Genomic DNA, 13,955 nt, shown 5'->3' with positions numbered 1-13,955 from the left:
TGCCGCTGCGCATCCGGCAGCACTGCAGCTCGGCGCTGACCATCGCCCGTTTCCTGGAAGCCCAGCCGGAAATCAGCCGCGTGTACTATCCTGGCCTGGAAACCCACCCCAACCACGCGCTGGCCCGGCGGCAGCCGCCGCAAGGCTTCGGCGGCATCGTGTCGCTGGTCCTGGCCGACGACTCCGTGGAATCCGCCACGCGCTTCGTGACGGCCACGCGCTTGTTCAAGCTGGCCGTGAGCCTGGGCGGCCCCAAGAGCCTGATTTGTCACTCCGCCACCATGACCCACGAGTCGACCCCGGTCCAGGTGCGCCGCGCGGCCGGCGTCGCTGATGGGCTGGTGCGCCTGTCGGTGGGGCTGGAAGAGGTGGAGGACCTGCTGGCGGACCTGGCCCAGGCCCTGACCCTGGTGCGCCGCGGGGCACCCGTGGAGGCCGCCGCGGCTTAAGCTCCCTACCCCCCCTGCTGGCCGAAGCCGGCTCGCGCCACCATCAGATAGCCAGACCGTTGCCCGCCAGGCTTTTACTCTTTCATAGCTACTCACCCAAACCGCGTTTTGCGTCATGAATAAAGACCGGACTTTATTAACGGACGAGCAGTGGGAGCGGCTTTCGCCGCGTTTGCCGGGCCACAAACACGCGCCGGGCATGACGGCCCGGGATACGCGCCGCTTCATCGAGGCCGTGCTCTGGCGCACGCGCTGCGGCGTGTCATGGCGCGACCTGCCGACCGAACAGTTTGGGCCCTGGCACACCGTTTATACCCGCTACCGGCGCTGGTGCAAGACAGGGGTCTGGCAGCGGGTGCTGAGCCAGGTACAGGAAGAAAAGACGCTGCACCGGCTGCTGGCTGACTCCACGGCCGCGTGTGCCCGCCTTTTAGTAGTCAACGCCAACTGAGTGCTGGCTTAGCCAGGCTGCGTGGACAGCAGTTGGTTCGCTGACCTCTTAAGCCCGAAAATAGTCAGGCCTCACAGGCTGACGCACTTTGGCATCATGCGCTGGGGTGCGTCTCCTCGACAAGTATTAAGTGCGTGAAAAATATGGTGCCGCGGGGCTTCCAAATTTGCTCCCGCTGAGTTGATTGTAAACAGCTTCCTACCCCTGGTTATACAAAATAGTTATGGCGCATTACCGAAAGTTATGCGCTGGCTCCGGCGAAGAGCCATCAATATGCCCCTCTAGCTGCTGCCAGCTGACTCAAGAGCCTACTGCGGTGGCCGACTGGCCTTTTATGCATTGTCAGGCTAAGAGGCTATTTACTGCTGAAATAGTAACAGCAAGCTGCTCATTAACGAACTTCTCTACTTTTGGTCTTTCGCCCTTGCTAATCTCTCAACACCTTAACCCTCCGCGTATGACAAGCTTTTTTACCTTTCCCAGGCTCCTGGTTCTGGCTTTGGCCCTAACCTTACCGGGCGCTGCCGTGGCGCAGCAGACCGCACCGGCCACCGCCCTTGCCGCCTTCCAGGCTAAAGCCAGGGCTCAGGGCCTGAGCCCGGCCGATGTGGGCGACGTGCTCGTGACTAACTTCTACACGGATGTCAGCACGGGCATCACGCACACGTATTTGCAGCAGCGCGTGAATGGCCTGGCGGTGTTCAACGCCACGGGCGCCGTGCACACCGACCGCAATGGCAAGGTGATTTTTGCCAACCAGGACTTTGTGCCGGGCGCGGCGGCGCGGGCCAGCGCGCCTACCCCTTCGCTCACGCCCGAGCAGGCCGTGACGGCGGCGGCCGTGAGTTTGGGCCTGCCCCGGCCCGTGGGCCTGCGCCGGACGGTTGAGGCCCGCGGGGCCGATGGCATTCGCTTCAACAATGCTGGCATTTCGGAGAAGGACATTGCCGTGCGCCTGATGTATGCCCGCCAGGGCGACCGGCTCGTGCTGGTGTGGCGCGTGGGCATTGCCCAGCTCGACCAGCAGCACAGCTGGAATGCTTACGTCGATGCACAAACCGGCCGACTCGTGACTAAGAGCGACTACGTGGTGAGCGAGGCCGCCGCATTCGGGCAGCAGGCATTCCGGACGCTGGCCCGGCAGCGGCGGCAGGTGCCGGCTTTTGAGGTGGCCGCCCGCAAGGCGACAGCGGCGCCAGCTTCGGTGCTCGGCACCCAGGCGGCTAATAGCCTGACGGTGGTGCCCGTGCCGTTTGAGAATCCGCTGCTCACGCCCCGCGTGGCGGTGCCGCTGGCGCCGGTGGGCTCGCGCTATTCGCCCCTGGGCTGGCAGGTAGGCCAAGCGCCGGCCGGCACGTTCGAGGATGCGTACTCGCTGCTTTCGAGCGGCAAGCAACTCACGCGCGGCAACAACGTGGCCGCCTACGACGATAATAGCAATCCGAGCGGCGAGCTAGAAAGCCCCAATAGCAACTCCACGACGGCTTCACCAGATGGCGGACGTGACCTGACCTTCGACTTCCCCGTCGACCGGACCAAGGACGTGCGCGACCCCAACAACGTGGCGGCCAGCGTAACGAACCTGTTCTATTGGAATAATATGCTTCACGACGTTATGATGGCGCACGGCTTCGACGAGGCGTCGGGGAATTTTCAATATAAAAATCTGACAGTCAATAGCCAGGGACAAAAGTTTGGCAAAGACGGCGACTACGTGCTGGCGGAAGCGCAGGACGGCAGCGGGCGCAATAACGCTAATATGGCAGTTTCCCCCGACGGCGAGCTTAGCCGGATGCAGATGTATTTGTTCAGCGACGCCAACAATAATAAGCTGACCATCGCGGGACCTGCTGGCGCGGCCGGCACATACATTTTCGCGCAGGCCCAATTTGGTCCCAGCCTGATTAAGAAGCCCTTGACGGGCAAGCTGGTGCTTGTCAACGACGGCGTATCGGAGAATGGGGGCGCCCACGCCTGCGTGACGCCCTTCGTGAACGCCGACGCCGTCAAGGGCAATATTGCCTTTGTCGAGCGCGGCGGCTGCTCCCAGCTTGCCACGCTCAACCCACGGGCCAGCAGTCAGTTTGCTTCTAAAGTGCAGCGAGCCCAGGCCAATGGGGCCACGGGCGTTATTATGTTCGACTCGGTGGCCACCCCCCGTTTAGCTACCTTTGGCGGCATTGACACGGTAGGCCTGCGCATTCCGGCCATCTTCATCAGCGGCTCCGATGGCTTCAAGCTGCGGGCGGCGCTGCAAGCGGGCGGCACGCTGAATGTAGTTTCGGCCGTACCCGCCCCGGACATTGATGGCTCGTTCGACAACGGCGTGGTCTCGCACGAGTTTGGGCACGGCGTCACCGTCCGCCTTACCGGTGGGGGCACTGCGGACTGCCTTAATTTTAGTACCGGCCTGCAAACGATGGGCGAGGGCTGGAGCGACTTTTTTGGCTTGTGGATGACGACCCAGCCCGGCGACGTAGGCAGCACCAACCGCTACGTAGCTACATACGATATAGACACGGACTATGCTACTGGCCCCGGCTTGCGCAGCAACCCCTACTCAACGAACATGTCGGCCACGGGCAACGATTACACCTACGCCACGATAGGCTCCGGCCCCAACCAGGCCAGCGAAACTCACGATGTAGGCGAAATCTGGACTCCGGTGCTGTGGGACCTGAACTGGCAGTTCATCTACAAGTATGGCTACAACCCGGATTTCTTTTCCCCGACGGTGGGCGGCAACAACAAGTGCCTCAAGCTCATACTTGACGGCTGTAAGCTGCAAGTCTGCCAGCCGGGCTTCCTCGATGGGCGCGACGCTATTCTGCGCGCCGACTCCGCCACCAACCGGGCCGCTAACGCCGACCTTATCTGGAGCGTGTTCGCGCGGCGCGGCATGGGCTACAGTGCCAAGCAGGGCGACCGCGTGAATGGCCTCCCTACCGTGAATGGGGTCGTGGAGGCCTTCGATATTTCGCCCAACGCCAAGGCCGTGCTGCTGGCCAACCGCAACGGCGCGGTGAGCGGCAGCCCGCTCGAAGCCTACCCCAACCCGGCCCACGACCGCCTGATAGTCCGCACGCAGCTCAGCAGCGCCGCCCCCGTGCAAGTGGTGGTGCTCGACCTGCTCGGCAAAATAGTTGTGCCGGCAGCCTCGGTGCCGGCAGCCCAGATGCAGCAGCGCGGCGTTGAGCTAGCCACCAGCGGCTTGGCCGCCGGCCTCTACGTGGTGCGCGTGACGACCACGCAGGGCACGTTTACGACCAAAGTAACGGTCCAGCACTAAGGCCGGCGGCGCCGCCTGAAAACAGCCTGGCCCCCGCTCCGGCCGGGCTGTTTCGCGGGATTGGCTACTGGCAGGGGGGGTAGGAGCCACCTGCCGGCCCCTACCCCCCCGCCAACTGCCAGCAGCCAGCAGCCGACCGTTTCGGCTCGTGGCCGGCAGGCTCACTTCTTCTGGGCTTTTTGTCTCTTTTCCAACCATCTTACTCTTTCTTTCCCATGACAAATTCTTACTTTCGGCTACCTGCCTGGCGCCCCCGGCTGCGGCAGCTGGGCCTGACCGCCCTGCTACTGGGCAGTACGGTGCTGGCGGCGCGCGCCCAGTTCGCGTATGTGCCCAACACGGTCACGACCACCAAGGGCACCTATGAGGACCTGGGCACCACGGGCACCGTCATTGCGACGGCCGACACCGATGAGGCAAACTCGGCCGCGCAGAACATTGGCTTCAGCTTTACTTACAATGGCGCCACGTTCACGCAGTTTGTCCTCAACACCAATGGGCTGCTGCGCCTGGGGGCCGACGCCCCGGTGACCACCAGCTATGCCTATGCGCTGGCGCCCGCGTCGGGCCCCTTCAACAGCACCAACCCCGCGGACGTTAACCTGCTGCTGCCCTTCAGCGCCAACCTGGTTGGCGGCACCCTGGGCGCGGAATACCGGGTCGCCACGACCGGCACCGCGGGCAGCCGGGTTTGTATCATTCAGTGGAAGAACGTCGCCGACAAAGCGTTGGCTTTTGCTGCTAACGATGCGACCGTCGCAGCGACACAGTACGACAACTTCTCATTTCAGGTCAAGCTGCACGAGGGCAGCAACCAGATTGACTTTGTGTACAACGCACCCAAACCTGGCACCGCCGATGCCGCGAAAAGTGCTGTTATTGGCCTTAAGGGTGCTAGCAGTGACGTGGGCCAGAACGTTTCGCTTATCAAAAGCTCCGTCGACGATTGGACCGCGCCCACATTCACCACCGGACCCACTGCCCTCTTTCAGTCGTTCCGCTACCGGATCTCGCCAGCGCCGGAGGCCGGGCGCACGTTCAGCTTCACTCCCGCGAAAGCCAACAACCTAGCCGTCGGCCCCATCTACACCTACGGCCGGCTGGCTACTACGCTCAACCTGCCACACCAGGTGAAAGCGTTCATCACCAACCTGAGCTATACCAAGCAAACAGGGAAGGTCGCCACGCTTGAAGTGACCGGGGCGAACACCTTTACCACGACCACCGTCATCCCGGACCTGGCCCCCGGCGATACGGTCACGATTACGTTTGGGGCCTACCCCAACAACCTCAACGCCGGCACCAACACCGTCCGGGTGAGCACGGTGGCAGATGATGATGATACAAACAACTCGGCAACCTACGGACAGGTGGTGAGTGCTACCCGCGTCAGCTACTACGACCCAACTGCGCCATCGGCCGGTCTGGCAGGGGTAGGGATTGGCTCTCCCGGAGCCGCTCTGGTGGCAGTATACAAGCTGGCTACTGCTGCCACCCTCACCGATGTAACCTTGTCATTGGGCCCCGACACGGTTTCAACTACCCCTACGACGTACAAAGTCGTGTTGTATGATGCCAGTGGAATTGATGGCCCGCTCGGTAGAGCACTCTACACCTCGCCCATCCAAACCCGCGCGGCAACCAGCAGCACCGCCGTCATCCCGATTCCCAATATTCAGGTGCCGCCTGCGTTTATTATTGCGCTGGAAGAGCAGAACAACCCTTTGTACATAGATTATCAAAATGAGTTTCCGCTCCGGTTTGATTCTTACTATTACCTAGCATTCGGCTCGGGTGGCCCACTTAACTTCCCGCCCCAGAAGCAAGGCTGGCGCCTGGCCGTTGACTTTAACACGGCGGCGCCCGCTTGTCCGGCCCCCGTCGGCGTCGCGGTGAGCAGCATAACTTCCACGAGTGCCAGCGTGAGCTTCAGCGCCCTCGCCAGCGGCCCCGCGAGCTACCAGCTGATTTACGGCTCTCCCGGCTTCGACCCCGCCAAGGAAGGTACCACCATCACGGTGAGCGCCTCCCCATTCACGCTCACGGGGCTGAACCCCGCCTCCGCCTATCAGGTGTATATGCGCGGCAATTGCACGACGACCGGCACGAACCTGGTTCCGATTACTAAGCCCGTTACCTTCACGACACCCTGCGCCGCCAACCCGGTTATTGCGTCGTTTCCCTACGTCCAGAACTTTGACATTCCCGTGGCCGGTCAGTCGCTGTCCTGCGGCCTGACGGTGCTCGACGCTAACGCCGACCGCGCCACCTGGGCGACCACGAAAGCCACGCCCAATTCCGGCCTGAGTGCGATGCGCTACACCAGCGCCATCACGGGCAGCAAGGCCGCTGATGACTGGTTTTTCACGCCGGCGCTGAACCTGGCGGCCGGCACCCGCTACCAGGTCGCCTTCCGCTACCGGGGTGAGGGCATCGCCAACAGCCCCTCGCCCTACGTGGAGAAGCTGGAAGTGAAAGCCGGCCCCACCGCCACCCCCGCCGGGCAGACGATGCTGCTCTACACCAACGAAAACATTGTTAATACGAACTACGCGCTAGCGGATGCGGCCTCCACCCCAGTCGTGGCGAGCTTCACGCCCGCCAGTACGGGCACGCAGTACATTGGCTTCCACGTCTATAGTGCGGCCGAGCAGGGCAACCTCTACCTCGACGACCTCAACATCACGGCCGCGGTCGTGACGGCCACCACCTCCGAGGCGCTGCTGCGCGCCGTGAGCGTGTTCCCGAACCCATCTACGACGGGCGTTTTCGACCTCGAAATTCACGATGCCAAAGCCAAGCGCGGTCTCGACGTGCAGGTGACCAACAACCTGGGTCAGGTGGTATACACGGGCACGGCCCGCGACAACTACACCAACCGGCTCGACCTGAGCCGGCTGGCACCGGGCCTCTACCATTTGCTGGTGCGCAACGGCAACGAGCGGCTGACCCGCCAGATTGCTATCGTGAAGTAAGCGCGCTTAGCTTTCAGCTTCAGTCAATAAGCAAACAACCAAAAAGACCGCCTCCAACAGGGCGGTCTTTTTGATTGTTTGCCGGGCAGGACGCTCCAACAAGCGCCCCACCCACAGCCGCTTTTTTACTCATCCTTTTTGCTGATTATGCCATGACCACCGACCGCGACGCCACTCTTCTTTCCCTGCGCCCCGCCATTGCCGCCGAGCTGCCGGCCGAAGCCGACGGCACCGTGGGCGACTTCCTGCACCGCACCTTGCGGCCGGTGCTCAAGCTGCAAAACGACGCGCTGCTGCGCGCCGTGGCGGCTTTTCTGCGCGACCACCACGTGCCGTTTGCCGCCGCGCCGCCCGCCGAGCAGGCCCGCTACCTCACTGAGCTGCTGGGCCGCAACGTGAAGCTGCGCTACACCATCGTGGGGCTGATAACGGCGATGTTTACCGGCGCCGAGGCGGCTTTCTACGACCAGCACCGCGCCGAGCTGAACCGCCGCCTGCTGGAGCTAGCCCAGCACCGGGCCCTGGACCAGGCCGCGGCCATCGCCGAGCGGCTGGGCTGATTCCCTACCCCCCTGTTCATCAAGAAAGCCCCGCTAAAGCTAATTAGCGGGGCTTTTTGAGCCGTTTTATCACTGCTACTGAATAATGAGCTTGGTGGTTATCGTCTTGCCGCCGGCGAAAAGGCTCACGAAGTAGAGGCCCGGCCGCAGGCCGCTCACATCGAGGGGCAGGTCGAGCTGCGAGGCAGCGCCAGCCAGGGCCTGCCGCCGCACCTCCTGGCCCAGCACGTTGCGCACCCGCAGCTCCAGGCCCGAGGTGGTGCGGGCCAGCTTGGCTATCACCTGCACCTGGCTGGCGCTGGTCGGGTTCGGGTACACGCTCAGCTCGTTCACGGCCAGCTGGTCAGCGAGGCTTAGGCGTTGAATACTCAGGTTGTCGATGGCCCAGCCCCAGCCGTGGGCCGCCTCATCGGCAAACAACCGGAAGCGCAGCTGCACCACGTCGCCGGCTTTGAACTTGTCGCGCAGGTTGAAGGTGCGCTTGGCGTAGAGCGCGGGCGTGCCCACGGCGGTGGAGTTGTCGCCGCTGGTCGTGCCGTTGTAGGCCGCCAGCCACCGCGGGTTAGCCCGCGAATCGTAGCCATCGGCCAGCGGCGTCCAGGTCTGGCCATCGAGGCTGCCTTCCACTACCACGTAGTCATAAAAGCTGACCGAGCCGAACTCGCTGTCTTCTTCGCCGGGCTCCACGAGCACGACTTCGTTGAATTTCACCGTGTCCTGCCCCACCTCGCTGCGCACCACAATCGGCACCAGCAGCTGGTAGGTTAGGTCTGCTTGGTCGGGGTAGGGATGCTCGGAGTGAATGGCCGGGTCGGTGAAGCCGGCGGGCTGCGCCACCGAGAAGCCAACTCCCACAAAGTCGCTGGTGGGCGCGTTGAAATCATTAACGTATTGATTCTGGGGCGCTTTCAGTCCTACTATCGGCACCGTGAAGGGACCCAGCGTGGTGCGGTTGGCGCGGGCCGCCTGGTCCGTGACGACCACGCTGTAGCTGAGTTCGTCGCCGGCCACGATGGGCCCGCCCGCCGAGCTGATAGTGCCCACGTAAGTGATACCATCGGCCTGCCGCGCGAGCGTGAGCGGTGTGCGGGCGCGCCCGTTGATGCTGTAGGGCACCGTGACGGAGGCCACGCCCAGGTTGTCGGCGGCTTGCACCACCACCTGGAAGGGCAGGTCGGTATCAAACAAATACGGCGGCGGCGTGTGGGCTGCTTGCGGCTCCGTCACGTCGGGGCCGATGACGTACTGGTAGGTCTGGCGGGCGCTGATGCCGGGCGCCGGCTGGCCGGGCGCGGTGTAGATGCGGCGGGTTTCGTTGTCCGAGGCGCTCAGGTAGTAGCGCACGGTGGCGTTGGTGCCAGGGTTCGGGATGGTGCCCTGGTACTGCCCGGCCGGGCCGCTAGGCGTCATGGCCACGGTCGTGAAGGCCGCGTTATTAATTGAGTAGGACAGCCTCACGGAGCCGGGCGTCACGGTGCCGTCGCTTTCCACGCTGGCCGTCACGGTCACGGCGCGGGGCGTCTCGATATCAAGCTGGGGCGCGTGGCGGATGGCCGTCACAAACCAGCCCATCTCGTCGAACATCTTGCGCGTCAGCTCGCCGGGGTCGTGGATGGCTTCGGCGGCGCCCACGGCGTAGGTCATCAGCGAAAAGGGCGTGCCGGCGGGGTAGGCTTCCTCATCGAGGTGCGAGATGCTGGAGCCGTTGGAGTACGGGTCGGGCGAGTAGAGCCGCGGGCGCTTGTCGCCGGGCGCGGGGTTGACAGCCGCCGCCAGCGGGCTGTCGAAAAACAGCTGGCCGCCGATGAATTCGGTGCCCAGCGCCGTACCCGGATTCGGGAAGATGCCCGCGTCGGTCAGGCGGCGGCCATCGGCAGTCTCAATAAACGTGTCGAAGGTGAAAGGCAACGCCGGACCAGTGCCGGTGTCGAAGCCGTAGCCGTAGTCGCCGTTGCTGGTATCGGGGTCGTAGCCCGCGCTGGCCACGAAGCCCAGGCCGTGGCACAGCTCGTGCAGCACCACGGTCACCAAATCATACTTGCCCCTTGGCGTCTGGCCATCGGTGCCGTAGTACCAATTAGCCTCACTGCTGAAGTTGGCCGAGATTTCGGCTTGGCCGGGACCATTTAGGTCCTGGCCGGCGATTTTCTCCGCCAGCGCAATTGGGTACCACACGTTGGCCTGGGGTGCCCCCGAAAAGTTGCGGGCCACGGTGGTAGTGCCCGCCGAGCCGAGCACGCCCCGGCCCAGGCTGGTCCACTGCGCGTCCACGTGAATGGGCACCGCCGAGTTGAGCTGGCTCTGCCAGATGTTCACCGCGTACTGAAAAGCTGCCTGCGCCTCGGGCGTAAAGTCGGTGTAGGTGACCGTGATGCTGGCGGCCTGCCCGCGCCGGCTCGCTTTCGGGTGCAGAAAAGCTTGCGGCGGCGCCTGCCGGGTAAACATGTTTTCGGGCCGTGCGGGGCACACCACCGGGCGCGCCGGGCGCAGCTCCACGCCGGGCAGGCGCTGCGCCAGGGCCGCTCCCAGGCTCAGCCAGACGGCCGCGGTCAGCAGTACGATTTTGGGCATTTAGAAAGAAAAAAGAAGCTAGACAAGTAGTTGCCAGGTTAAAGCATCAAATTTACGCTAGCCGCGTTGCTGATTCCGCAAATTAAATCCGGGCCAGCGGCGAAGATTGCAGTTCGTTGGCAAAGCAAAAACCCCTTTTTTTGTTCCAGTCATGAAAACTTTTCGCTGGCCTGTGCTGAGCTTCCTGGCGCTGGCTTTGGGGCTGAGCAGCGCCTTGGCCGCCTGCCGCCGCCCTACCCCCCCCTCGGCCAGTAAGGCCCCGGCCCCGCCGCCCGTGCTAGTGCGCTTCGAGCGCACCGCCTGCTACGGCCCCTGCCCCGTGGACGTGCTGACCGTTTTCGCCGATGGCCGCCTGCGCTACGAGGGCCGCGAAAACGCGCCGCGCCAGGGCCAGTTCGGGGGGCAGCTCTCGCCCTCGGAGCAGGCGGCGCTGGTGCGGGCCTTCGAGGAAGCCAGGTTTTTTGACTTTGCCACTTCCTATAAGTCGCGCGCCACCGACCTGCCCACCTACTACCTGACGTTCAGCCAGGCCGGCCGCACTCATAAGGTGACGGACTACGACGGCGCCCCCGCTGCCCTCAACGCGCTGGAAGACCAGCTCGAAAGTATCATCGACGCACCGCGCTGGCAACCGGAGTAAGCGGCCGGCATTCCCTACCCCCCTTGCCGTTGGCCAAGCCAAACCGCCGCGCGGTGCCTCTGGCTGGCCCTCTGATTTGCTTGAAGTTTGCTCGAAATCAGTTGCCGCTTCGCCGCTGCTTTATGGAGCAAGCTCGCCGGGCGGCGCGGCTATAAATTTATAGTCCGGCGGCGCCGGCCGGCCGCGGGCTTCGTATTTGTTCGGGGCTGCTCGGGCTTTAATTTAATACTAATATTTACTCATACTGATGTTTAATCAATTTGCTATCAAGCTGCTACGGCTATTGTCAGTAGTTGCAGTGCTGACCCTGCCGCGGCTGGGCCGGGCCCAGGAAGCGGCCCGGCCGCCGGCCGTGGCGTGGGCGCTGCGCGAATTGGCCGCCCGCCCTACCCCCCTCGGGCTGAGTGAGCAGGACCGGGCCGACCCGCTGGTGACCGACGTTTATACCGACGCCCACAACGGCGTGAGCCACGTGTATCTGCGCCAGCGCCACCGGGGGCTGGAGGTGGTGGGCGCCGAGCTGAGCCTGCACTTTGACCGCCAGGGCCGGCTGCTGCACCAGAGCGGCAGCTTCGTGTCGCGGCTGGCGGCGGCGGTACCGAGCACGGCGCCGGCCCTGACGGCCGGGGCCGCGGTTTCGGCCGCCGCCCGTCCCCTGGGCCTGATGGCCCGCAACCTGCGCGCCGTGACGGCCGCCCGGCCCGGCGCCGGCGCCAACTCGGCCACCTTCGTCACGCTGCGCGACGAGGCCCTCTCGCGGGCCGAAATACCGGTGCAGCTCATTCTGCTGCGCCAGGACGACGGGACGGTGCGCCTGGCCTGGGACCTGGAGCTGGCCCCACCCGGCACCACCCACCGCTGGCACTCGCAGGTAGACGCCACCACCGGGCAGGTGCTGCGCCGCACCAACCGCATTATTCACGAACGGGTAGCGCCGCGCGCCGGGGCCGCCACTACTGCGCCGGCTTCGGCCGGCGCCACAGCCCACCGCGGCGCCGCTGATGGCGCGAGCTACAACGTATTCGCGTTTCCGCTCGAAGGGCCGGGTTTCGGCCCGCGCACGCTGCTGACCAACCCCGCCGACCCGCTGGCCTCGCCCTACGGCTGGCACGACACCAACGGCCGCGATGGCGCCGAGCATACCATCACCCGCGGCAACAACGTGTACGCCTACACCGGTCCGGAAGCCCGGCCCCAGTACTCGCCCCAGGGCACGGCCAGCCTGCGCTTCGACTTTCCCTACGACATCACCAGGGCGCCCTTCGGCAACCGCGACGCGGCCATCACCAACCTGTTTTACCTGAACAACGTGATGCACGACGTCACGTTTCAGTACGGCTTCAATGAGGCCAGCGGCAACTTTCAGGAAACCAACTACACCGGTCAGGGCCGGGGTAGGGATGCGGTACTGGCCGTGGCCGAAGACCCCGACGACACCGACCAAGCCTATTTCTCGCCCGGCTACGACGGCGACTCGTCGTCGATGCACATGTTCTTGTGGCCCCAGCCTTTTCGCCTGCGCTTCGAGGTGGCGGGCCCCGCCAGCATCGCCGGTACCTATCCGGCCGTGGAGGGCACCGTGGGCCCGCCCTTCCCGCTGACGCCGTTCATGGGCCGGCTGGTGGTGGTCAATGACGCCTCGGCCGCGCCCACGGCCGCCTGCGCCACCGAAGGCCTGACCAACGAAGCCGAAATTCGGGGCAACATTGCCGTGATTGACCGCGGCGGCTGCAACTTCTCGGTTAAGATTCTTAATGCCCAGAAGGCCGGCGCCGTGGCCGTGGTCATGGTCAACAACGTGGCGGGCGCGCCCTTCGTGATGGGCGGCACGCCCGATGGCATCACCATTCCGGCGCTGATGGTTTCGCTCGCCGATGGCAACCGCCTCAAGGCGGCGCTGGCGGCCGGCAGCCCCGTGAGCGTGGCCGTGCAGCGGCTGGCGCCGCTGGCCGCCGACCGCGACGGCTCGTTCGACAATGGCATCGTGGCGCACGAGTACACCCACGGCATCTCGACCCGGCTGACCGGCGGCCCTTCGCACCGCAGCAGCTGCCTGCCCGTCGACAACGGCAAGGAGACCGACGACCCCGCCTACATACCCTACGAGACGATGGGCGAGGGCTGGAGCGACTTCTTCGCCCTCTGGTTCACGACCAGGCCCGGCGACACCGGCGCCACGCCGCGCGCGGTGGGTACCTACGTGCTGGCACAGGCCAGCAACGGCGTCGGAATTCGCACCAAGCCCTACAGCACCGATTTTAGCGTTAATAATCTCACCTACGAGGCTATCGGCAAAGACAAGTTTACCGAAACTCACGACGTAGGCGAGGTGTGGGCGGCCGTGCTTTGGGACCTGAACTGGGCCATGATTGCCCGGTACGGCTACGACCCGGACCTCTACCACGGCCAGGGCGGCAACAACAAAACCATGCAGCTGGTGATGGATGGCCTGAAGCTGCAACCCTGCCGGCCCGGCTTCACCGACGGCCGCGACGCCATTCTGGCCGCCGACAAGGCCGACTTTGGCGGCGTCAACCGGGCCATTATCTGGCGGGCGTTTGCCCGGCGGGGCCTCGGCGACGATGCCGTGCAGGGCACCGTCAGCGCCCTCGACAACCAGGCTGGCTTTGCCCTGCCCCAAGGCATCGACCCGCTGGCCGAGCCCGGCGTGGAGCTGTACCCGAACCCGACGCAGGACGAGGAAACCGTGACCGTGCGGGCCTACGACCCCCGACTGGCAGCCACGGCCGACGTGGAAATCAGCCTGACGTCGGTGCTGGGCCAGCGCGTGCGCACGGTTCACGTGCCGGCCGACGAGCTGCGCCTGGGCTACTTCCTCAACGTGCGCCAACTGAGAAATGGCATCTACGTGCTGCGGGTGCAGGCCTCGACCGGCACCATCGGCACCCGCAAGCTGACGGTAAATCACTAGGCCGGGTAACGCGAAACTCCGTTTCGCCCCCGCGCAGCATGAGTTAGTTCTGGATTAGTAGTCGAACTAACCTTTCGGCGCGGGGGCG

At 64.5% G+C, this 13,955-nt stretch carries 8 protein-coding genes; 7 read left to right on the top strand and 1 reads right to left on the bottom strand.

What is annotated here, in order from left to right; translation table 11 throughout:
* From ACFE70_RS17295 to ACFE70_RS17275, 5 genes are all read left to right on the top strand, one after another.
* The coding region (locus tag ACFE70_RS17295) for a PLP-dependent transferase (RefSeq protein WP_375419036.1) at positions 1-449 on the top strand (449 nt) is incomplete at its 5' end.
* 115 nt (positions 450-564) lie between these two features.
* Positions 565-900, top strand: coding sequence for a transposase (locus tag ACFE70_RS17290; protein ID WP_375419035.1), 336 nt, complete (start codon positions 565-567; stop codon positions 898-900).
* 499 nt (positions 901-1,399) lie between these two features.
* Entirely contained in the window at positions 1,400-4,189 is a 2,790-nt protein-coding gene (locus ACFE70_RS17285; RefSeq protein WP_375419034.1) for a M36 family metallopeptidase, read from the top strand.
* A gap of 215 nt (positions 4,190-4,404) precedes the next feature.
* The gene (locus ACFE70_RS17280; protein WP_375419033.1) at positions 4,405-7,164 is read left to right on the top strand and encodes a choice-of-anchor J domain-containing protein; all 2,760 of its coding nucleotides are present in this window, start codon (positions 4,405-4,407) and stop codon (positions 7,162-7,164) included.
* A gap of 152 nt (positions 7,165-7,316) precedes the next feature.
* Positions 7,317-7,724, top strand: coding sequence for a hypothetical protein (locus ACFE70_RS17275; protein WP_375419032.1), 408 nt, complete (start codon positions 7,317-7,319; stop codon positions 7,722-7,724).
* Between the two features lie 75 nt (positions 7,725-7,799).
* On the opposite strand, the gene ACFE70_RS17270 is transcribed toward ACFE70_RS17275, so the two are convergent.
* Entirely contained in the window at positions 7,800-10,295 is a 2,496-nt protein-coding gene (locus ACFE70_RS17270) for a T9SS type A sorting domain-containing protein (protein WP_375419031.1), read from the bottom strand.
* A gap of 151 nt (positions 10,296-10,446) precedes the next feature.
* On the opposite strand from ACFE70_RS17270, the gene ACFE70_RS17265 reads away from it, so the two are divergent.
* A complete protein-coding gene (locus ACFE70_RS17265; protein WP_375419030.1) occupies positions 10,447-10,935 on the top strand; it encodes a DUF6438 domain-containing protein in 489 nt (162 codons plus the stop codon).
* A 247-nt stretch (positions 10,936-11,182) separates the two neighbouring features.
* Positions 11,183-13,867 carry a M36 family metallopeptidase gene (locus tag ACFE70_RS17260; RefSeq protein WP_375419029.1) on the top strand — a complete coding sequence of 895 codons (2,685 nt, stop codon included), beginning with the start codon at positions 11,183-11,185 and terminating at the stop codon, positions 13,865-13,867.
* Positions 13,868-13,955 lie beyond the last annotated feature (88 nt).

It is taken from the genome of uncultured Hymenobacter sp. (genome assembly GCF_964243305.1).
GTDB lineage: Bacteria > Bacteroidota > Bacteroidia > Cytophagales > Hymenobacteraceae > Hymenobacter.
Note: the sequence above shows the minus strand (reverse complement) of the source record. Positions and strands in the feature narration are given on the sequence as shown.